16 protein-coding genes are annotated in these 22,033 nt (G+C 65.2%); 11 read left to right on the top strand and 5 right to left on the bottom strand.

What is annotated here, in order from left to right:
- The first annotated feature begins 35 nt into the window (after positions 1 to 35).
- The 5 genes from WH265_RS07655 (at position 36) to WH265_RS07635 (ending at position 6,760) form a co-directional block, all read left to right on the top strand.
- A complete protein-coding gene (locus tag WH265_RS07655) occupies positions 36 to 1,610 on the top strand; it encodes an ABC transporter substrate-binding protein (protein ID WP_339534270.1) in 1,575 nt (524 codons plus the stop codon).
- A 53-nt stretch (positions 1,611 to 1,663) separates the two neighbouring features.
- Positions 1,664 to 2,575 (top strand): ABC transporter permease, encoded by a 912-nt coding sequence (locus tag WH265_RS07650; RefSeq protein WP_027010623.1) that lies wholly within the window; start codon positions 1,664 to 1,666, stop codon positions 2,573 to 2,575.
- A 35-nt stretch (positions 2,576 to 2,610) separates the two neighbouring features.
- Positions 2,611 to 3,609 (top strand): ABC transporter ATP-binding protein, encoded by a 999-nt coding sequence (locus tag WH265_RS07645; RefSeq protein ID WP_339557842.1) that lies wholly within the window; start codon positions 2,611 to 2,613, stop codon positions 3,607 to 3,609.
- Between the two features lie 5 nt (positions 3,610 to 3,614).
- Complete coding sequence (locus WH265_RS07640; protein WP_339557881.1) at positions 3,615 to 4,667, top strand: ABC transporter ATP-binding protein; 1,053 nt, start codon at positions 3,615 to 3,617, stop codon at positions 4,665 to 4,667.
- A gap of 173 nt (positions 4,668 to 4,840) precedes the next feature.
- Positions 4,841 to 6,760, top strand: a complete 1,920-nt coding sequence (locus WH265_RS07635; protein ID WP_445228492.1) for a bifunctional metallophosphatase/5'-nucleotidase — start codon at positions 4,841 to 4,843, stop codon at positions 6,758 to 6,760.
- An 83-nt stretch (positions 6,761 to 6,843) separates the two neighbouring features.
- On the opposite strand, the gene WH265_RS07630 is transcribed toward WH265_RS07635, so the two are convergent.
- Both WH265_RS07630 and zwf read right to left on the bottom strand, forming a co-directional pair.
- The gene (locus tag WH265_RS07630; protein WP_133857719.1) at positions 6,844 to 7,689 is read right to left on the bottom strand and encodes a MurR/RpiR family transcriptional regulator; all 846 of its coding nucleotides are present in this window, start codon (positions 7,687 to 7,689) and stop codon (positions 6,844 to 6,846) included.
- A gap of 28 nt (positions 7,690 to 7,717) precedes the next feature.
- Positions 7,718 to 9,187: a glucose-6-phosphate dehydrogenase gene (zwf, locus tag WH265_RS07625; RefSeq protein ID WP_182345033.1), complete on the bottom strand. Its 1,470-nt coding sequence runs from the start codon at positions 9,185 to 9,187 to the stop codon at positions 7,718 to 7,720.
- A 182-nt stretch (positions 9,188 to 9,369) separates the two neighbouring features.
- On the opposite strand from zwf, the gene tal reads away from it, so the two are divergent.
- From tal to WH265_RS07595, 6 genes are all read left to right on the top strand, one after another.
- Positions 9,370 to 10,317 (top strand): transaldolase, encoded by a 948-nt coding sequence (gene tal / locus WH265_RS07620; RefSeq protein WP_133857721.1) that lies wholly within the window; start codon positions 9,370 to 9,372, stop codon positions 10,315 to 10,317.
- Positions 10,318 to 10,370: 53 nt separating this feature from the next.
- Positions 10,371 to 11,978 (top strand): glucose-6-phosphate isomerase, encoded by a 1,608-nt coding sequence (gene pgi, locus WH265_RS07615; protein WP_339557841.1) that lies wholly within the window; start codon positions 10,371 to 10,373, stop codon positions 11,976 to 11,978.
- 264 nt (positions 11,979 to 12,242) lie between these two features.
- Positions 12,243 to 13,133: a transporter substrate-binding domain-containing protein gene (locus WH265_RS07610; protein ID WP_021025754.1), complete on the top strand. Its 891-nt coding sequence runs from the start codon at positions 12,243 to 12,245 to the stop codon at positions 13,131 to 13,133.
- A gap of 290 nt (positions 13,134 to 13,423) precedes the next feature.
- Entirely contained in the window at positions 13,424 to 14,797 is a 1,374-nt protein-coding gene (gene hglS / locus WH265_RS07605; RefSeq protein ID WP_339557840.1) for a 2-oxoadipate dioxygenase/decarboxylase HglS, read from the top strand.
- Positions 14,798 to 14,800: 3 nt separating this feature from the next.
- Positions 14,801 to 16,249 (top strand): FAD-binding oxidoreductase, encoded by a 1,449-nt coding sequence (locus WH265_RS07600; protein ID WP_339557839.1) that lies wholly within the window; start codon positions 14,801 to 14,803, stop codon positions 16,247 to 16,249.
- Positions 16,250 to 16,321: 72 nt separating this feature from the next.
- A complete protein-coding gene (locus WH265_RS07595; protein ID WP_339557838.1) occupies positions 16,322 to 17,530 on the top strand; it encodes an aminotransferase-like domain-containing protein in 1,209 nt (402 codons plus the stop codon).
- A gap of 111 nt (positions 17,531 to 17,641) precedes the next feature.
- On the opposite strand, the gene WH265_RS07590 is transcribed toward WH265_RS07595, so the two are convergent.
- The 3 genes from WH265_RS07590 to WH265_RS07580 all read right to left on the bottom strand — a co-directional run bounded on the left by WH265_RS07590 (position 17,642) and on the right by WH265_RS07580 (position 21,870).
- On the bottom strand, positions 17,642 to 20,047 hold the full coding sequence (locus WH265_RS07590) for a TonB-dependent siderophore receptor (protein ID WP_339557837.1): 2,406 nt from the start codon (positions 20,045 to 20,047) through the stop codon (positions 17,642 to 17,644).
- Positions 20,048 to 20,162: 115 nt separating this feature from the next.
- Complete coding sequence (locus tag WH265_RS07585) at positions 20,163 to 21,308, bottom strand: FecR family protein (protein ID WP_339557836.1); 1,146 nt, start codon at positions 21,306 to 21,308, stop codon at positions 20,163 to 20,165.
- A 7-nt stretch (positions 21,309 to 21,315) separates the two neighbouring features.
- A complete protein-coding gene (locus tag WH265_RS07580) occupies positions 21,316 to 21,870 on the bottom strand; it encodes a sigma-70 family RNA polymerase sigma factor (protein ID WP_339557879.1) in 555 nt (184 codons plus the stop codon).
- Between the last annotated feature and the right edge of the window lie 163 nt (positions 21,871 to 22,033).

Here is a 22,033-nt window from a genome sequence, read left to right as displayed (position 1 = left end):
CCCTTGCGGGCCGGACTTCAGAAAAGGGGAAAACGATGAAACACACGATGAGCAAGACCTTGTTGGTATCGATGTTGGCCGCCGCCTATGTTTGCGCCGGCGCGCAGACGGTGCGCATCGGTTCCCAGGGCGATGCCCTGTCCATGGATCCGCATTCCTTCAATGAGACGGTGCAGCTGAGTGTGACCGGCAATGTCTACGAGCCGCTGGCCGGCCGCAACAAGGACCTGAGCCTGCGCCCGGTGTTGGCGACCAAGTGGGAGCAGACCTCGCCCACCGTCTGGCGTTTCACCTTGCGCAAGGGCGTGCAGTTCCACGATGGCACGCCGTTCACCGCCGATGATGTGGTGTTCTCGATGATGCGCACGCAGCTCGAGGGCTCGGACATGAAGTCCTACACCAACCCCATCAAGGAAACACGCAAGGTCGATGACTACACGGTCGACATCGAGACCAAGGACCCGGCCCCGATCCTGCCGAGCATGATCTCGCAGGTCTACATCATGAGCAAGGCCTGGTCCGAGGCCAACAATGCCGTTAACCCGGTGGACCGCCGCAAGGGCATCGAGAACACCGCGTCGTTCAAGGCCAATGGCACCGGCCCCTACCGCGTGCGCGAGCGCCAGCCCAATGTGCGCACCGTCTTCAACCGCAGCGCCAACTACTGGGACAAGGTCGAAGGCAATGTGCAGGAAGTGGTCTACACGCCGGTGGCCAATGACGCGACCCGCGTGGCCGCGCTGCTGTCGGGCCAGGTCGATGTGATCGACCCGGTGCCGGTGCAGGATCTTGACCGTGTCGCCAATACCGGCAGCACCCGCGTGGTGTCCGGGCCGGAGCTGCGCGCCATCTTCATGGGCATGGACCAAAAGCGCGATGAGCTGCTGAACGCCAGCGTCAAGGGCAAGAACCCGTTCAAGGACAAGCGCGTGCGCCAGGCCTTCTACCAGGCCATCGATATCGAGGGCTTGCACAAGCAGGTGATGCGTGGCGCCTCGGGCAATCTGGCCACCTTGATCGGCAAGGGCGTCAATGGCTATACCGACGACATCAAGCGCCTGCCTTACGACCCGGCCGCCGCCAAGAAGCTGCTGAGCGAAGCGGGCTACCCCGATGGCTTCTCGCTGACCTTGAACTGCTCGAACGACCGCTACATCAACGACAGCCGCATCTGCCAGGCGGTGTCGGCCAACCTGGCCAAGATCGGCGTCAAGGTGCAGCTCAATGCCGAGACCAAGGGCACCTATTTCCCGCGCATCATGCGCCATGAAACGGCCTTCTACATTCTGGGCTGGACGCCGTCGACCTACGACGCCCACAACCCGCTGCTGGCCTTGATGAACTGCAATGACGGCAAGGGTGCCGGCGCGTTCAACTACGGCAACTACTGCAACCCCAAGGTCGATGCCTTGACCCGCCAGGTGCAGTCGGAGACCGACACCACCAAGCGCAACCAGGCGATCCATGAGGCGCTGCAGACCGTGGCCGACGATGTGGGCTACCTGCCGCTGCACCAGCAGTTCATGAACTGGGGGGTGAGCAAGAACGTCGAGCTGGTGCAGATGGCCGATGGCTTCATGCCCTTCAAGTGGATGACCGTGAAGAAGTAAATGCCCCGGGCCGCTGCACTGCAGCGGCCAGAGACTAGAGAGAGAAGATGACGATGAAAAACCGAATCAGGCGCTGGATGGACAGCGATGTGGGCTACAGCTTTCGCAAGTCGCCCACAGCCATCGTGGCCGCCCTCATTGCGGCGGTCTGCGTGTTTTGCGCGCTGTTCGCCGGCTGGGTGGCGCCGCACAACCCCTTTGACCTGACCACCCTGGAGCTGAGCGACGCGCGCATTCCGCCGGTGTGGAGTGAAGAGGGCGGCTGGAAATACATCCTGGGCACCGATGACCAGGGCCGCGACATTCTGTCGGCGCTGATGTATGGCGCGCGCATTTCGCTGATCGTGGGCCTGGCCTCGGTGGCGCTGTCCGTGGTCGTCGGCGTGGGCCTGGGCCTCTTGGCAGGCTTCAAGGGCGGCTGGATCGATTCGGTGCTGATGCGCCTGTGCGATGTGATGCTGTCCTTCCCGGCCATTCTGGTCGCACTGCTGATCGCTGGCGTGGGCCGCGCGGTGTTCCCCAATGCCAATGAATCGCTGGCCTTTGGCGTGCTGATCATCTCGATCTCGCTCACCGGCTGGGTGCAATACGCACGCACGGTGCGCGGCTCGACCATGGTCGAGCGCAACAAGGAATATGTGCAGGCCGCCCGCGTCACCGGTGTGGCGCCGCTGCGCATCATGGTCAAGCATGTGCTGCCCAATGTGCTGGGCCCGGTCATGGTGCTGGCCACCATCCAGGTGGCCACAGCCATCATCACCGAGGCGACCCTGTCCTTCCTCGGCGTGGGCGCGCCGCCCACCTCGCCCTCGCTGGGTACCCTGATCCGCGTGGGCAATGACTACCTGTTCTCCGGCGAATGGTGGATCACCATCTTCCCGGGCCTGATGCTGGTGCTGATCGCGCTGTCGGTCAACCTGCTGGGCGACTGGCTGCGCGATGCGCTCAACCCGCGCCTGCGTTGATGGTGCGGACACAAGACGAATAAGGAACAACCACGATGTCATTGTTGGAAGTAAAAAATCTGGTGGTCGAGTTTCCCAATCGCCATGGTGTGCTGCGGGCGCTGGACAATATCTCCTTTTCCATCGCCCCCGGCGAGATCCTGGGTGTGGTCGGTGAATCGGGCGCGGGCAAGTCGCTGACGGGCGCCTCCATCATCGGCCTGCTCGAGCCGCCAGGCCATGTGGCCTCGGGCGAGATCGTGCTCGAAGGCGAGCGCATCGACAACCTGTCCGCCGACAAGATGCGCCATATCCGGGGCCGCCGCATTGGCGCGATCTTCCAGGACCCGCTCACGTCGCTGAACCCGCTCTACACCGTGGGGCGGCAGTTGATCGAGACCATCCAGACCCACCTCAAGCTCTCGGCCTCGGAGGCGCGCCAGCGCGCGATCGAACTGCTCAAGGACACCGGCATTCCGGCGGCCGAAGAGCGGATCGACCACTTTCCGCACCAGTTCTCCGGCGGCATGCGCCAACGGGTGGTGATTGCGCTGGCGCTGGCGGCCGAGCCCAAGCTGATCGTGGCCGACGAGCCCACCACCGCGCTCGACGTATCGATCCAGGCGCAGATCATCAGCCTGCTCAAGAACATCTGCCGCACCCGGGGTGCGGCCGTGATGCTGATCACCCATGACATGGGCGTGATCGCCGAGACCTGTGACCGGGTCGCGGTGATGTACGCCGGCCGTGTTGCGGAAATCGGCCCGGTGCATGAGGTGATCAACCACCCCGCGCACCCCTACACACGCGGCCTGATGGCGTCCATTCCGGATATGGAGGCCGACCGTGAGCGCCTCAACCAGATCGACGGCGCCATGCCCCGGCTCAATGCCATCCCCAAGGGCTGCGCCTTCAACCCGCGTTGCCCCCAGGTGTTTGACCGCTGCATGGAGCAGCGCCCCGACCTGATGGCCGCGGGCGCCACCCAGGCCGCCTGCTGGCTGCATGCAGCCGATTACCAGCCCCAAGTGGCTGCCACCGAGGACACGGTATGAGCGAGATGGCAACCATGACGAACAAGGACGCAGCAGCGCTGCAAGGCGCGGGCGACAAGCAGCCCCTGGTGCAGGCCCGTGACCTGGCCAAGACCTTTGATGTGTCGGCACCCTGGCTCAACCGGGTGCTGGAGCGCAAGCCGCGCAGTCTGCTGCGCGCCGTCGATGGCGTGAGCTTTGACATTGAAAAGGGCAAGACCCTGGCCCTGGTGGGCGAGTCCGGCTGCGGCAAGAGCACGGTGGCGCGGCTCTTGGTGGGTCTGTACGGCCCCACGCGCGGCACCTTCACCTTCGATGGCCAGGATGCGCATGCCGCATTCCGCGACCCGAACGCGCGCGCGATGCGCCGCCGCGTGCAGATGATCTTCCAGGACCCCTATGCCAGCCTGAACCCGCGCTGGTCGGTTGAGCAGATCATTGGCGAGCCGCTCAAGGAGCATGGCCTGATCACCAACACCGAGCAGCTCAAGGCCCGTGTGGCCGAGCTGCTGGTGCAGGTGGGCCTGGCGCCGATGGACATGCTCAAGTACCCGCACCAGTTCTCGGGTGGACAGCGCCAGCGCATCTCCATCGCCCGCGCACTGGCGACCGAGCCGGAGTTTCTGGTCTGCGACGAGCCCACCTCGGCGCTCGATGTGTCGGTGCAGGCCCAGGTGCTCAACATCATGAAGGACCTGCAGAAAAAGCGCGGTCTGACCTATCTGTTCATCTCGCACAACCTGGCTGTCGTGCGCCACGTCAGTGACCAGGTGGGTGTCATGTATCTGGGTAGGCTGGTAGAGCTGGCCGATAAGCAAACCCTGTTTGCCAAGCCGCGCCACCCCTATACGCGCATGCTGCTCGATGCCATTCCGAAGATGCACGACACCGGCAAGGCGCGCACCCCCGTGCAGGGCGAGGTGCCCAATCCACTGAACCCACCCACCGGTTGCGCGTTCAACCCGCGCTGCCCGCTGGCCAATGAGCGCTGCCGCAGCGAGCGCCCACAGCTGATCGACGATGGCGGCGTGAAGGTGGCCTGCCATGCGGTGCAAGAAGGGCGCATCCCCGTTTTGTGATGCACTGGCGACCGCCTGCGCTGTGCGCGGGCAGCCCACCAAACCGGCGTCCTGGACGCCGGTTTTGCATGGAGCGGGTGCCTTGACAAGCCCCTTTGCTATTACAGAAAGTCACACCTACGTCATCTAGCGGACAAACCATAGAGCTCTTTGTCATAACGGAGAGAGCAGAAATGGTTGCATTGTCAGTGCGAGAGGGTGCACGTCAGGTGATGGTTTGGACCGTGTGCGGCGTGGCGGCTGCCGTGCTGGTGGCTTGCGGTGGAGGCGGCTCCAGCGACAACGACAGCGAAAAAGACGATGTGCTGACGATCCTGCACATCAACGACCACCACTCCACCTTGGCCAGCAAGACGGCCACCCTGCAATTGCCGGTGGACGGCAAGACCACGGCCGTGACCGTGGACGCCGCAGGTTTCCCCCGCGTGACGGCCGCCATCGAAGCGATTGCTGCCCAGTCGACCAATGTGCTGAAGCTGCACGCCGGCGATGCGGTGACGGGTACCTTGTACTTCAACCGTGCAGGTGCCGATGGCGAGGCCGACATGGCCATGCTCAACACCGTGTGCTTTGATGCCTACACCCTGGGCAACCATGAATTCGACAAGGGCGACTCGGGCCTCAAGGGCATCTTGGACCGCCTCAAGTCCGGCGGCTGCACCACGCCGGTGCTGAGCGCGAACGTGCAGTTCGGCGCCAACTCGGCCCTGAACCCCAGCCGCGCACCGAACATGGTCTCGCCCTCCACCGTGGTGGAACGTGGCGGCCAGAAGATCGGTATTGTCGGCCTGACCATTGCGCAAAAGACCAAGGCCTCGTCCAGCCCGGACAAGGACACCTTGTTCGAAGACGAAGCCGTGGCGGCCCAGCGCGAAATCGACAAGCTGCAGGCCCAAGGCGTCAAGCGCATTGTGCTGCTGAGCCACATCGGCTACGACAACGACCGCACCATCGCCAAAAAGCTGCGCGGTGTGGACGTGATCGTTGGCGGTGACTCGCACACCCTGCTGGGCCCGGACGCGATGAAGACCATTGGCGTGGGCACGCCAGGCGGCGCCTACCCCACCAACACCACCGACCTCGACGGCAAGCCCGTCTGCATCGTGCAGGCCTGGGAATACTCGCAAGTCGTCGGTGAGCTCAAGGTCAAGTTCGACAAGGACGGCGTGGTCAGCCAATGCGAAGGCACGCCCCATGTGCTGATCGGCGATGACTTCAAGATCGCCGGCACTGCCGCGACCGAAGCCCAGCGCACTTCCATCATCAGCAGCGTGAATGCCGCCGGCTTCCTGCGCATCACGTCGCCGTCCGCCCAGGCGGCCGCGGTGCTCAAGCCTTTCACCGAAAAGGTTGCGAGCTTCAACGTGACCAAGGTGGCCTATGCCCCGCAAGAGCTGTGCTCGCGCCGGGTGCCGGGCGGTGAAGGCAGCACCGACTACAGCCGCTCCAGCGCGGCCTGCAATGCCGAAGGCAGCGTCAGCCTGCGCGGTGGCGACATCCAGCAGCTGGTGGCCCAGTCCTACCTGGAAGTGGCCAACGAACACTACGGCGGTGCCGACATCTCGCTGCAAAGCGGTGGTGGCGTGCGCATTCCGCTGAACGGTGAAGTGACGGCGGCCAATGCGATCCAGGTGCTGCCCTTTGGCAACATGCTGTTCCGCCTGGATGTGACCGGCACCGAAGTCAAGGGCATGCTCGAAGACGGCCTGGAAGCGGTCTACGGCGCTGGCGGCTCGACCGGCCCTTACCCCTACACCGGCGGCATGCGCTTTGATGTGAATGCCAAGGCCGCCTTTGGCAGCCGTGTCACGGGCATCGAAGTGCGCGACACCACCAGCGGCCAATGGACTGCGCTGGACCAGGGCAAGACCTATCGCCTCTTTGTGCTGAGCTTCAACGCCAACGGCGGTGACGGCTACAAGACCCTGGCCTCGGTGCCTGCAGCGCGCCGCCTCGACATCGGCGTGCTCGATGCCGATGTGTTCTTCAACTACATCGAATCGCAGCCCAAGGATGCCACCACCGGTCTGCCAGCGCTCAAGCGCCTGTCCACCGACCTGTACAGCACCAAAAGCTTTGTGGATGTGCGTTAAACGCTGACGCGGCTGCACACGCCGCATGACAACGGGGCAGCCTTGGCTGCCCCGTTTTTCGTTGCGTCCAGCCGAAAACGCCCTCAGGTATAGCGCTTGGCGTGCAGGTTGTCCTTCATCTGCTGCAGCACCGGCTGCAGCGGCTCGCCGATGCGCAGCGCCACGCTGGTGGCCAGCACATCCAGAATCAAGAGGTGCAGCAGGCGCGAGACCATGGGGCTGTAGCGGTCGTAGCCCTCGGGGTGGTCGGCGGCCAGGTGGATATTGGCCGCGCGTGCCAGCGGCGAGCCGCTGGCGGTGATGGCAATCGTCGTGGCGCCATTGCGCTTGGCGATGTCGGTGGCATCCATCAGGTCGCGCGTGCGGCCGGAGTTGGAGATGACAATGGCGCAGTCGCCCGCGCCCAGCATGGTGGCACTCATCACCTGCATATGGCCGTCGCTGGTCGCCAGGCTGGTGACGCCCAGGCGAAAGAACTTGTGCTGCCCATCCTGCGCGACGATGCCGGAGTTGCCCACGCCATAGAACTCGATGCGCTTGCCCGCCTGCCAGGTCGCCACGATGGCGCTGGATGCGGCCTCCAGCGCTGTGGTGCTGGCGGCATTGCGGTAGGCCAGAAAGGCAGCGACCGAGTTGTCTACCACCTTGACCAGCACATCGCTGGTCTTGTCATCGGCATCGACACTGCGGTGGATAAAGGGCACGCCTTCGCTGACGCTGCCGGCGAGCTTGAGCTTGAAATCGGCCAGGCCGTCATAGCCCATGCTGCGGCAAAAGCGCACCACGGTGGGTTTGCTGACATGGGCCAGTTCGGCCAGCTCGCGCACCGGGCGCGAGGCAAAGGCACGCGGATCGGCCAGCACCAGGCGGGCCACGCGCTGCTCGGCCGGTGCCAGCGAGGGGAGAGAGGCGGTGATGCGGTCTAGCATGGGGATCCCTTGTGGGTGGCAGCGGTACTCAAAACTCTTCCATCCAGCTGTGGCCGTCGCGTGCGACCAGCGCGCTGGCGGCGCCCGGGCCCCAATGCCCGGCCACATAGGGGCGCGGGCTTTCGCCGCGCGCATTGGCCTGCTGCCAGGTCTCCAGAATCGGCTCCACCCACTGCCAGGCGGCCTCTTGCTCGTCGGCACGCACAAACAGGTTCAGGCGCCCGGCGATCACGTCGAGCAGCAGGCGTTCGTAGGCACCTACGCGCTCGGTGCCAAAGCGTTGGTCAAAGTCCAGGTCCAGCGCGGCGGGCGACAAGGTCTGCACACCGCCGGTATCGGCCTGGCTCTGCGCGGCAGCCATCAGCTGCAGGGTCAGGCCATCCTTGGGCTGCAGGTGGATGGTGAGGCGGTTGGCCGCGCCCAGCGGCGTGCGGTAGATGGCATGGGGCACCTGGCGGAAATGCACGACGATCGAGGCCTCGCGCCCGGCCAGGCGCTTGCCGGTGCGGATGAAAAACGGCACGCCGGCCCAGCGCCAGTTGCTGATCTCGGTACGCAGCGCGACAAAGGTTTCGGTCTGGCTGGTGGGCGAGACGCCTTCTTCCTGGCGGTAGCCCGGCACCGGCTTGCCGGCAATCTGGCCGGCCGCATACTGGCCGCGCACCACGTCGCGGCTCACTGTCTCCGGCGTCCAGCGCTTGAGCGACTGCAGCACCTTGAGCTTTTCGTTGCGGATCGCATCGGCGTCAGCGCTGATGGGCGGCTCCATGCCAATGGCGCACAGCAGCTGCAGCGCATGGTTTTGCACCATGTCGCGCAGCGCGCCGGTGCTTTCGTAGAACTCGCCGCGCTTTTCCACGCCCAGCTGCTCGGCCATCGTGATCTCGATGCTGGCGATGTTCTCGCGCCGCCAGAGGGGCTCGAAGATGGCATTGCCAAAACGCAGCGCCAGCAGGTTTTGGACCGAGGGCTTGCCCAGGTAATGGTCGATGCGGAAGATCTGCGCTTCGGAAAACACCTCGCGCACCGCTGCGTTGATCGCGCGGTTCGAGGGCAGGTCATGGCCCAGCGGTTTTTCCAGCACCACGCGGGTGCGCTCGGTGGCCAGGCCGGCGGCGCCCAGCTGCTCGCAGACGGTGGTGAACAGCGAAGGCGCCGTGGCCAGGTACATCACCACAGTGTCGGCATCGCGCGCCTGCAGCAGCTCGCGCAGCGCGGCATAGTCGGCCGGTTGCGACAGGTCCATGCGCAGGTAGTGCAGGTGCTGGGCAAAGCGGGCAAATTCCGCGTCGCTGGGCCGCTTGTCGGCCTCAACCTCGGCCAGCCGCTGGGCGATCAGCGCGCGGTACTCGTCGTCGCTCATTGCCCCTCGGCCTACGCCGATGATGCGCCCGCCCGCAGGCAGGCTGCCGTGGCGGAAAGATTGAAACAGCGCGGGCAGCAATTTGCGCCAGGCCAGATCGCCGGTGCCGCCAAATAAAACCAGATCAAAACGCATGAAACTTCCTGAACATCAAGGCAGGGATTAATGTAACTCAGTTTCATTGTCGGGGAGAAGACGTAGAATGCATCCACCCCTGAACCGCACATAAGTTCGGTTAAGCTTGAGCGCCCCCGTGTTGGCTGCAACGCGTAGGGGCAGACAAGCACGGCTAACCGGATATGGACCAAGAGCAGACCATGAACCAACTCGATGCACTCAAAGCGCTGACCACGGTGGTGGCAGATACCGGTGACTTTCACCAACTCGCGCAGTTCCAGCCGCAAGACGCGACGACCAACCCGTCCTTGATCCTCAAGGCCGTGCAGAAGGCCGATTACGCGCCGCTGCTGACCGAGACCGTGCAAAAGTTCCGCGGCAAGCCGCTCGATGAGGTGATGGACCGCCTGCTGGTGCGCTTCGGCGCCGAGATCCTGTCCATCATTCCAGGCCGCGTGTCGACCGAAGTCGATGCCCGCCTGTCGTTCGACACCGATGCGACGGTGGCCCGGGCCCAGCGCATCATCGCGCTCTACGAGGCCGAAGGCGTGCACATCGACCGCGTGCTGATCAAGATCGCCTCGACCTGGGAAGGCATCCAGGCCGCCAAGGCGCTGGAAGAGCAGGGCATCCACACCAACCTGACCTTGTTGTTCGCCCAGTGCCAGGCCATTGCCTGTGGCCAGGCCAAGGTGCAGCTGATCTCGCCTTTTGTCGGCCGTATCTACGACTGGTACAAGAAGCAGGCTGGCAGCAACTGGGACGAGGCCGCGATGGCCGGCGCCAACGACCCGGGTGTAAAATCGGTCAAGGCGATTTTTGATTACTACAAGCATTTCGGCATCACGACCGAAGTGATGGGTGCGAGCTTTCGCAATATCGGCCAGGTCACCGCGCTGGCGGGCTGCGATCTGCTGACCATCTCGCCCGAGCTGTTGGCCCAGCTGGCCGCTGCCGATGCACCGCTGCAGCCGGCCTTGAATGCCGAAGCGGCCAAGGCACTGTCGCTGGAGCGTGTGCAGTACGACGAAGCGGGCTTTCGCTTTGCATTGAACGAAGACGCGATGGCCACCGAAAAGCTGGCCGAAGGCATCCGCGCTTTTGTCGCCGATGCCATCAAGCTCGACAAGTTGTTGCAATCGGCCTGATCGGGTGGCTGCCAGCCCGCCTGGCAGCCCCGTGCAGCCATTTACACTGCCCTATGAACCGAGAATGTGCGACACAGCGCAAGCGCTGCGATGAAACGCCCGCGTGGCAAGAACTGCAAAAATACTACGACGCTGAGGGCCGGGGCCAGGACCTGCGCGCGGCCTTTGCCGACGATGCGTCCCGCCTGGACCAGTTCAGCCAGCAGGCGCCCCATCTGTTGGCCGACCTGTCCAAGAACCTGATCGACCGCCAGAGCCAGCAGCTTTTGCTGCAGCTGGCGCGCGACTGCGGTCTGGAGCAGGCGCGCGATGCGATGTTTGCCGGCGCCCAGATCAACGGCTCCGAAGGCCGTGCCGCCATGCACTGGCTGCTGCGCCAGCCCGCCCAGGGCCTGGACAGTTGGCTGCCGGATAGCCCGGCCACCGTGCGCGAGGCCCTGGCCGATGTGCAGCGCAGCCTGGCCCAGATGCTGGCGCTGGCCGAGCAGGTGCGTGCCAACCCGCAGATCACCGACATCGTCAACATCGGCATTGGCGGCTCGGACCTGGGCCCGGCCATGGTGGTCAATGCGCTGGAGGACTGGCGCATTGCCGGCAAGCGCTTCCACTTTGTCTCGAATGTGGACGGGCATGAGCTGGGCCATGTGCTGGCGCAGACCCGGCCCGAGAGCACCTTATTCCTGGTCGCGTCCAAGTCCTTCACGACCCTGGAGACCATGGTCAATGCGCATTCGGCGCGTGACTGGTTTCTTGCGCAAGGCGGCAGCGAGGACCGCAGCGCCGCGCTGTCGATCTCCAGGCACTTCTGGGCGCTGACCACCAATACCGAGGCGGCAGCGGCCTTTGGCATCGACACCACGCTGGGCTTCTGGGACTGGGTCGGCGGCCGCTACTCGCTGTGGTCGGTGATCGGCCTGCCGATTGCGATTGCGGTGGGGGCCGAGTCCTTCCGTGCGCTGCTGCAGGGCGCGCACGACATGGATGTGCACTTCAAGACCGCGCCGCTGGCGCAGAACCTGCCGGTGCGGCTGGGCCTGCTCGATGTCTGGTACCGCAACTTCCACGGCTTTGCCACGCGCTGTGTTGCGCCCTACAGCCATGGTCTGCGCCGGCTGTCGGCCTATTTGCAGCAGCTGGAGATGGAGAGCAACGGCAAGGGCCGGGATGTAGACAACCAGCCGCTGCCCTATGCGACGTCGCCCGTGGTCTGGGGCGAGCCCGGCACCAATGGCCAGCATGCCTTTTTCCAGATGATCCACCAGGGCCGCGATGTGATCCCGGTGGAGTTCATCGCCGCGCGCGAGGGCGGCAAGAACCTGGCCAGCCACCAGAACAACCTGGTGATCAATGCGATTGCGCAGGCGCAGGCGCTGCTGGTGGGCCGCACCGAAGAGCAAGGCCCCAAGTACTGCCCGGGCAACCGCCCCAGCAGCTTCTTGCTGATGGACAAGCTCACCCCCACCTCGCTGGGCGCGCTGATCGCGCTGTACGAGCACCGCGTGTTTGTCAGCGGTGCCCTTTGGGGCATCAACAGCTTTGACCAGTGGGGCGTGGAGCTGGGCAAGCAACTGGCCAAGGACCTGTTTGCGCGCCGCGACCAGGGCGACTGGCAAGGCGTCGATCCCTCGACCGTGGCGCTGGTCAGCCGCTTGGCGCCCTGACGCTGCTCGCCAGGCACTGCCGTCAGCGAATACGGCAGTGCAGCACGGTGTTTCCAAAACAGCAACACATGCTTCTAAATACGCGCTAGGGATTGGCGCGACTCTCTGGAATACTCGGAGGCTGGATGCGCTGGCGCAAAACCGGCGCATCCTTTTTGTTTTAAAGCGCATGTGCAGCGCAGCAAAACCAGCGCAATCGCAAAGCTGGTGAGGCATCTTGGCCCGGTGCCGGGATAGCAGTTCGTTCATTCCAAGGAGTACACAATGAAATTCAGCATCAAGATGGTGGCTGCAGCGGTGGCGTTTGCCGCAGGCGGCGCGGCATTTGCGCAAAGCACCTTCGACAAGATCAACAGCACCGGCAAGGTGGTGGTGGGCGTGCGCGAGAGCTCGGCCCCGATGGCCTATGCGATCGGCTCCAACCAGACCTTTGGCGGCTACCACGTCGAGCTGTGCGAGCGCGTGCTCAAGGAAATCGCGCCCAAGGCCAAGATCGAATACATGGCGCTGACGGCCCAGAACACGATGCCGCTGGTGCAAAACGGCACCGTGGACATTGGCTGCGGCCCCACCACCAACAACCTGAGCCGCCAAAAGCAGGTGGCTTTTGCCGTGACCACCTATGTGAGCCAGGTGCGCGCAGCGGTACGTGCGGACTCCAACATCACCAGCGTCAAGCAGCTCGATGGCAAGACGGTGGCGGCCTCGGCCGGCACCACCGCCGTGCAGCTGCTGCGCAAGTTCGCCAAGGACAACAGCATCAACCTGCCCACGACCCTGGGCAAGGACCATTTCGAGAGCTTCATGCTGCTCGAATCGGGCCGCGCTGACGCCTTTGTGCTCGACGACAACCTGCTCGCTGGCGTGATCGCGAACTCGGCCAACCCTGCTGGCTACAAGATTGTCGGCGAGGCGCTGGGATCGGAGCCGATTGCGCTGCTGTTCCGCAAGGATGACCCGGCCTTCAAGAAGGCCGTGGACGACAGCCTGACCAAGATGATGAAGTCCGGCGAGCTGGCCAAGGTCTATGACAAGTGGTTCATGCAACCCATCCCGCCCAAGGGCCAGGCGCTGAACCTGCCGATGAGCGATACCCTGAAGAAGCTGCTGCAAGAGCCCAACGACAAGCCACTGGAAGCCTACGCGGACCAGTAAGCTGCGCGCTTGCACCCTGCACCCACCCAGCCCCGGCTGGGTTTTTTTATGCCCGCAGGCCGCGCCTATCGGGCAGCGATGGCTGCGCCAAACATCGCATTTTTCATCGCAGGCACCGGCCCCCGCCATGTTGTGCGTAATTGGAATAATTTGCCGCGCTATTGTCGTTTGACCTGGCACAAGGCTCTGCCTAGCATGACGCGCAGTGTTGTCTTGGTGCGCAGCCGCTTTTTGGCCGGCCGCCAAGGCCCGGTTTTCCCGTTTTATTAGCTATTGATCTGGTACCCACGATGACCCACTTTGTGCACCCCGATGAGGTTCGTTCGCGCTTCTCCCGCGCCATGTCCGATATGTACCGCGACGAAGTGCCGCAATACGGCAGCTTGATGGCGCTGGTGGCCCAGGTCAATGGCGAGGTGCTGAAGGCCCAGCCCGCACTGGCCAATGCAATGGCGCAGGCCGACGAGCTGGACCGCCTGGATGTGGAGCGCCATGGCGCCATCCGCGTTGGCACCAAGGAAGAGCTGTCCACCCTGCGCCGCCTGTTTGCCGTGATGGGCATGGAGGCCGTGGGCTACTACGACCTGTCGGTGGCGGGCGTGCCGGTGCACTCCACCGCCTTCCGCCCGGTCTTGGGCAGCTCGCTCAACCGCAACCCTTTTCGCGTGTTCACCTCGCTGCTGCGCCTGGACCTGCTGGCCGATGAGGCGCTGCGCGCGCAGTCGGCCGCCATCCTGGCCCGCCGCCAGATCTTTACCGAACGCGCGCTGGCGCTGATCGCCCAGTGCGAAGCCGCTGGTGGCCTGAGCGATGCAGAGGCCGACGAATTTGTGCGTGAAGCGCTGGAGACCTTCCGCTGGCACAGCGAGGCGACCGTGGATGCCGCCACCTACGACAAGCTGCACAAGGCGCACCGCCTGGTGGCCGATGTGGTCTGCTTCAAGGGCCCGCACATCAACCACCTGACGCCGCGCACCCTCGATATCGACGCCGCCCAGCTGGGCATGCCCGCCCATGGCATGGATGCCAAGGATGTGGTCGAAGGCCCACCCCGCCGCGCCTGCCCGATCCTGCTGCGCCAGACCAGCTTCAAGGCGCTGCAGGAGCGCGTGAACTTCCCCGGCAGCGACGACCAGGGCACGCACACCGCCCGTTTTGGCGAGATCGAGCAGCGTGGCGTGGCCCTGACCCGCAAGGGCCGTGCGTTGTACGACAGCCTGCTGGCCAATGTGCGCAGCATGGGCAATGCCGGCAGCGCCAGCGCCAACTACCAGGACCGCCTGGAGTCGTCCTTCGCCGCCTTCCCCGACAGCCATGACGCCATGCGCCAGCAGGGCCTGGCCTTCTACCGCTATGTGCTGCAGCAGCCCGTGGGCGATGCCTCGGCCGAAATCGAGACCCTGATTGCCGACGGCGTGGTGCGTGCCGAGCCGATCGTGTACGAGGACTTTTTGCCGGTGAGCGCGGCCGGTATCTTCCAGTCCAACCTGGGTGGTGAAGAGCAAAAGCACTATGAAGCCAACCAGGCGCAGCAGGCGTTCGAGGCCGACCTGGGCGCCCAGGTGCATGACGAGATCGCGCTGTACCAGGCGATGCAGGATGCATCCTTGCAAGCGGTGCGCGAGGCCCTGGCGCAAGCCGCTGTGGCAGAAAGCGTGGCCTGAGCGATGGCCGCCTCTGATCTGAACAACCGCGACAACAGCGAGCTGCTGAGCGCGCTGCACGCCATTGTGGGTGAAGTCGGGGTGCTGCAAGGCGCCGATATGGCCGCCTATGAAGAAGGCGCGCGCTACGGCCAGGGCCGTGCGCGCCTGGTGGTGCGCCCCGCCGATGTGGCGCAGGTGCAGGCCGTCGTGCGGCTCTGCGCCGAGCGCGGCCTTGCGCTGCTGCCCCAAGGCGCCAACACCGGCATGGTGGGCGCCAGCACGCCGGACATGAGCGGCAGCCAGCTGGTGCTGAGCTTGTCGCGTCTGCGCAGCCACTGCGAGGTCGATGTGGCCAACCGCAGCGTGGTGGTCGATGCCGGCGTCACCCTGCAGGAGCTCAACGACCAACTCGAAGCCCATGGCCTCTGGTTTCCGATCGACCTGGGGGCCAACCCCTCGATCGGCGGCATGGTGGCGACCAACACCGGTGGCACGCGCCTGATCCGCTACGGCGATGTGCGCTCCAACCTGATGGCGCTGCAGGTGGTGCTGATGGACCCGCCCGGCGAGGTGGTGGAGCTGGGCCGCGCGCTGCGCAAGAACAATACCGGCGTGGACTGGAAGCAGCTGTTTGTCGGCGGCTCTGGCGCCGGTGCCATCGTGACGCAGGCCACCCTCCAGGTGCATGCCCGCCCGGCGCAACGCGCCACGGCGCTGGTAGTGCCCGCTTCGGACGAAGCAGTGATGGAGCTGCTGCAGGCCTTTGAGCGCGACCTGGGCGATTGGCTGGCCGCATTTGAAGGTATCTCGGGCAACGCCATGCAGGCGGCCATTGACCATGTGCCCAACCTGCGCAACCCTTTTGCGCCCGACGATGCGCCCGAGTTCGCCATCCTGGTCGAGCTGGAGGCCAATGCGGCTGCCAAATACAGCCAGCTGGATCTGCAAGAGGCGCTCAACAGCTTTCTGGAAGACCAGTTCGAGTCGACCATCGTCAACGCGGCCTTGGGCAATGCCACCGAGCTGTGGCACCTGCGCCATAGCATCAGCGAAGGTGCACGCGCGCTGGGCAAGCCCATTGCGTTTGATGTGTCGGTGCCACGCTCGCGCATCATGGAGTTCTGCCGCAAAGGCCGCGAGCTGGTCGCACGCGACTACCCCTTCCTCACCGTCGTGGACTTTGGCCATATCGCCGATGGCGGTGTGCACTTCAATGTCATCTGGCGCAAGGATGCGCCCGAGCAGTACGACCCGGCCGTGGTGCAGCGCCTGCGCGATGCCATCTACGGCATGGTGGTGCAGGACTTTGCGGGCAGCTACAGCGCCGAGCATGGCGTGGGCCCGCACAACCTGGCCTACTACCAGCGCTTTACGCCGCCGCTGCTGCAGCAATGGGCCGATGGCTGGCGCGACCGGCTAGACCCCCAGCACCTTTGCGGCACCGTGGATTTGGGCACCGCCAAAAACTAAGACCCTGGCCATGCCTGCATGGGCAGGCATGGCCAACAACAACCACCAGAGACAACCCAGCGAGACAAGGCCATGTCCTTTTTTCAATTCACTCCCGCATTCGCCAACCCCCAGGGCTCGCCCATCCGCGAGCTGTTTCCCTACCTGAGCCGCCCGGGCATGATCTCGCTGGCCGGTGGCTACCCCTCGCCCAGCCTGTTTGACCAGGAAGGCCTGGCAGCGGCGGCCGCGCAGGCGATGACCACCGGGGCCACGGCGCTGCAGTACGGCGCTACCGAAGGCTCGCCCGCGCTGCGCGAGCAGCTGGCGGCCCAGTGCCAGGCCCGGGGCATCCGCTGCACAGCGGCCGACATGCTGGTGACCACCGGCTCGCAACAGGGTTTTGACCTGCTGCTGCGCGTGCTGATCCAGCCCGGCGATGCCGTCTGCGTGGAGACCCCGGCTTACCCCGCCACCCTTGCGGCGCTGCGCCAGGCGGGCGCCAGGATGCTGAGCACGCCGGTCGATGGCGATGGCCTGGATGTCGAAGCGCTGGCCGCCATGCTGGCTGCGCTGCCGGTGGCCGAGCGCCCCAAGCTGCTCTACACCGTGCCCAACTTCTCCAACCCCTGCGGCACCTTGCTGACACAACAGCGCCGCGAGCGCCTGGTGCAGCTGGCGCTGCAGTATGGGTTTGTCGTGGTCGAGGACGATCCCTACGGCGAGCTGGCCTTCACCGATGCCCGCCCAGCCCCCGTCTATGCCGCGGCCCAGCAGCAAGTGGGTGAGGGAGAGAATCCGGTGGTCTACCTGTCGAGCCTGTCCAAGACCGTGGCTCCCGGCCTGCGCGTGGGCTGGATGGTGGCCGACCCGGCCGTGCTGCGCCGCTGCACCGTGGCCAAGCAGACCAATGACCTTTGCACCTCGCCGCTGGCGCAAGCCGTGGCCGCCAGCTACCTGCAGTCGGGCCGCTATGGCCAGGCCGTCGCCAAGGCCTGCGCCGAATACCAGCGCCGCATGCTGGCCTTGACCCAGGGCCTGAAGGCGCGGCTGGGTGACCTGGTGCAGTTTGTGCAACCCGCTGGCGGCATGTTTGTCTGGTTGACGTTTGATGCACGCATCGATCCGCAAAAGCTGTTTGATGCCGCAGTGGCCGCCAACGTGATCTTTGTGCCGGGCAAGGCCTTCTATGCCGACAACGCGAACCTGCATTCGATGCGCCTGTCGTTTGCCGCGCCCGATGTGGCGCAGATTGAGCAGGCGGTTGACAGGCTGGCTGCCGCTTTTGGCAAGGCCCAATAAACGCGCTTGACGCCCAAGCACCGAGGCCCGTTAGCATGCATGCTGACGGGCATTTTTTTGTGTACGTGTTGACCGGCAAAGGGCCGCAGCACGGCCTTTTGTTCATCCCGCTCAGAAGTCGTAACGCATGCCCACATTCACGCTGCGCGGCGCTCCCCAGGTGTAGTACAGGCCAATGGCGCTGAAGTTGTTCACACCCGCTTTGTAGTGCTTGTCCAGCGCGTTGTTGACGTTCAGGCTGAAGGACAGCTGCTTGTCGACCTGGTAGCGGGCCATCAGGTCCAGCACCGCGTAGCTGCTTTGTTCCAGGGTAGCAGCGCTGTTGCTGACGGAGGTCTTGTCCTGCCAGCGGGTGGAGGCACCGACGGTCAGGCCACGCAGCGCGCCTTCGTCAAAGCGGTAGGTGCTGCCCAGTTTGAACTGGTACTCGGGGTACTGGCTGGTGTTGCTCAGCGAGCTGTTTTGCCGCACCAGGCTGCCCTGGGCCTGCCAGCCGCGTGCCAGCTCGCCCGACAGCTCCAGCTCCCAGCCGTGACGGGTGGCAGAGGCGACGGAGCGGTAGGCGGTGTCGCCACCAGGGGTGAGTCCACCGGTTTCCTCGGCGGTGTTCTTGGTCTTGATCCAGTAGTGGCTGATGCTGGCATTGAGGCGCTTGTCAAAGAACTCGCCCTTGATGCCGACCTCATAGGTGTTGCCTTCTTCGGGCTTGAGGGTGCGGCCCTGCTCGTCCTGCGAGGTCTGCGGCTGGAAGATGCTGGCGTAGCTGGCGTAGGCCGACATGTTGGGGTGGAAGTCATAGACCAGACCGGCGTAGGGCGTGTAGACCGCGCTCTCGTTCATGTCGTAGTTCCACCAGTAGGGGGTGGTGTCGCGCTCCTCGAACTTGGTCACGCGCAAGCCGGCAATCAGCTGCACAGGATCGCTGAGCTGAAAGCGGCCTGCCGCATAGGCATAGCGCTGCTTTTGGCTGAAGCGGTTGTCGCCATAGGTCCAGCTGCTGGTGTCGGGCTCGGGCAGGTAGGCGCCGCCCTGGTCGTAGCTGGTGCCCAGGCCATCGAGCGGCAGCAGGGTCAGCGCGTTCAACGGCAGCTTGACGCTGCTCTGGAAGCGCGAGATACCGATGCCGGCGAGCAGCTCATGCTGGCGGCCCAGCAGGCTGAACGGGCCCTTGATGTCCAGGTTCAGGGTCCAGTTGTCGTTGCGCATGTCGGTCCAGCGGCCGTAGTTGACCCGGTCCTGGTCGTACAGATAGGCGGCAAACATATCGTCCATGCGGATCTGTTGGTGCGAGAACTTGAGGCTGCTCGTCCAGCCATTGCCCAGGCGCTGCTCCAGGCTGCCGAAGAGGTTGAGCGAATCCTGGTCATAGCCGCCCCAGGGCGCGCCGGTGTTGAACGAACGCGGCCGGTCGGGCGTTTTGACGCCGGCACGGGTGTAGCCCTGGATGGGTTGGGTGGTGCCGATGCCGTTGGCCGCACGCTGGCGGTAGGTAAAGCCGACATTCAACAAGGTGTCCGGGCTGAGGTCTGCTTCCAGGGTGCCGAACAGCATCTTGCTTCTGCTGTCTTCATGGTCGCGAAAGCTGCCCGCATCGGTGGCCGAGGCCACCAGGCGGCCGCGCAGGGTGCCCGCCTCGTTGAGCGGGCCACCGATATCGGCCTGCGCGCGGTAGCTGTCCCAGCTGCCGGCGCTGGCCTGCACGCTGGCCTGGAAGGTCCGTGTGGGGCGCTTGCGCACCATGTTGACGGTGGCGCCGTATTCGCCCTTGCCAACCACCAGGCCCGACGAGCCCTTGAGCACATCGATGTGGTCGATCTCGGCCATGTCGTCGAGCGAGAACAAGGTGCTGGTCAGGTAGTACCAGCCGCTGCGCACTTGGGCCATGCCATCGGTCTGCAGGTTGACCGAGGTGCCGCGCGCCTGGAAATCGGTGGCATTGCCCTGGCGGTAGGTGCCGATGCCCGGGGTCTGCTCCATCACATCGGTCAGGGTGTCGAGTTTGAAGTCATCCATGCGCTGGCGCGTCATCACGCTGACCGACTGCGGGGTTTCGCGCAGGCTCAGGCTCAAGCCCGTGGCGGTGGCGCTGGGGCCGCGTTGGGTGTAGCTGCCCGTGCCTTCGGTGGCGCCATCGCGCTGGGCATCGGCCGTCACGGTGACGGTCGCCAGGGTCGCGCCTTCTTCCCCCACCGAGGCGGTCTTGATCACCACGGCCTGGCCTTCGACCGTGGCCACCAGGCCGGTGCCGGCCAGCAAGCGGTCCAGCGCCTGGTTGGGCGTCAAGGTGCCGAGGATGGCGGGGGCCCGCTTACCGGCGACCAGGCCTTGCTGGGCAATCAGCTGGATGCGCGTTTGCCGCGCCCAGTCATTGAGCGCCTCTGCCAGCGGCTGGGCCTGGATGCTGAAGGCCAGTGGCGTGGTCGGCAGCGCGGCGCTTTGCGCATGGGCTGCTACGGAGCCCAAGGCCAGGGCCATGGCCAAAGCCAGCGGAGCGGGGCGCAGAAGGGGGTACGACATGGAGGTCCTCAAAGTAGTCAATGCAAATCATTCCTACTGAGGTAGACGCACGAGTTGAGAGATATACGGTAGTGAGCGCGAAAAAATATTAAAAATTTTCTGGGGCTTGGCGACGTCAACGCAGCGCGCGTATTTCCAGTCCGCCCGCCACCTGCTGCAACCGCACCGGCAGCGCATGGGGCAGCACCTTGCGCAAGGTCTGGGTATCGCTGGGGTCAAAGGTGCCGCTCAGGCGCAGCGCGGCCACGGCCGGGTCGCTGATCGCGAGGCCCGTGCTGCCGTAGCGCTCAAACTCGGCCAGCGCCTGCGCAAGCGGCGTGTTGACAAAGCTGATGCGGTGCTCGCGCCAGGCGGCAATGCCTTCGGCGGCGACGGGCTGGATGGGGCGCAGGCTGCCTTCGGGGTTGGCGCTGATCTGCTGGCCGGCTACCAAGGTCTGGGCTTCGGCGATCTGCGCCAGCGCGGGGCCGGGCGCGCCATCGCGGCGTACCACGCGCACCTTTCCTTCTTCGACGGCCACGCGCACGCCATCGCTGCCAGCCAGGCCCGGCGTGTAGCGCACCGAAAACCGGGTGCCCACCACGGTGATGCCGACCGGGCCGCTCAGCACATGGAAAGGCCGCTGCGGACCAGCCTGCACGCTGAACACGGCCTGGCCCTCGTGCAGCAGCACTTCGCGGCGGTCGCGGTAGTAGGCCACCTCCAGCCGGGTGGCGGTATCGAGGCGCAGCTCGCTGCCATCGGGCAGCTGTACCTGCAGCTGCTGGCCGCGCTGCGAGGCATAGGCCTGTTTGAACACGGGTTGCGCCTGCCAGTGCTGCCAGGCCAGCAGGCCCGTGCCGCTGGTCATCACGACCGCAGCGGCCATACCCAGCGATGGCAACAGCCAGCGGCGGCGCCATGCTGACAGGGCTGCGGCAGGCGCAGGCGCTGCTGCGGCCGGGCGCGGCGAGGGGGCAGCAGCGGCCGTGGCGCTTGGCTGCGCCTTGTCATGCGCCAGGTTGCGGCGCAGCTGGGCGATGGCATCGGCGGGCACGGCATCGATCGCGCGCCAGTGCTGCTCCCACTGCACATAGGCGGCGCGGTGCGCGGCATCGGCCGCCAGCCACTGCTGCAAGGCCTGCTCGTCCGCCGTGCTCCAGCTCTCGCGCTGGCGCCGGACAAACCAGTCCAGCACCTGCAGGCGCAGGCCGGCGGTGTTGTCTGGTGGCAGGGGCGATGCGTTCATCTCGTGGTCAATTCTGGAGTCGGAGGCGGGCATGGGCTGCTCAAGGCTTGGCGCGTCTGGTGCGGGCGCGTCCGTGGCGGGCATGCGCCACGCCATCGAGCCGGTCCTGGCAACGCCAGCAGGCCTCCATCGCGATTTGCAGCTGCATCTCGACGGTGCGGGTGGAGATGCCCATGTGCTCGGCGATCTGGGCATAGCTCAGGCCGTCGAACTTGTAGAGCATAAAGGCTTCGCGGCAGCGCGGAGGCAATTGGTCGATGGTGGCGACCAGGGCCGCCAGACCTTCGCGCGAGGCCAGGATGGTCTCGGGCTCCAGGGTGCGCGGGCCCGGCAGGTGCTCCAGCGCCGACTCATCGCCGGCTGCGGGCGCTGCGGTCTCCAGCTCGGCGCGAATGCTGCTGCGCCGGTGCTGGTCGATGACCAGGTTGCGGGCGGTGCGGTAGAGCAGCGCGCGCGGGTCTTGCACGGCCTGGCCGGTCTGCTGGGCCGCCAGCACGCGGGCATAGCTCTCCTGGGCCAGATCGGCCGCCGTGTCGCGGTCCTGTACCGATCGGGACAGAAAGTTCAGCAGTTCGCGGTAGTAGCGCTCAAACACCAGGCGGCCGTTGCAAAAAGGGGAAGAGGGGACTTCGCAACCGGTGGACGCCGTCGCCGTGGCCAGGGACGCGGCCCTGCCATATACGCAAATGGGAATTGTTATCATTATCGCTGATTGCTGGCCCCGTTTCACCAATGCCGCTGGGCTTGGAGGGAGAAGG

The sequence above is a fragment of the Comamonas sp. MYb396 genome, assembly GCF_037479555.1.
Classification (GTDB): domain Bacteria; phylum Pseudomonadota; class Gammaproteobacteria; order Burkholderiales; family Burkholderiaceae_C; genus Comamonas.
Note: the sequence above shows the minus strand (reverse complement) of the source record. Positions and strands in the feature narration are given on the sequence as shown.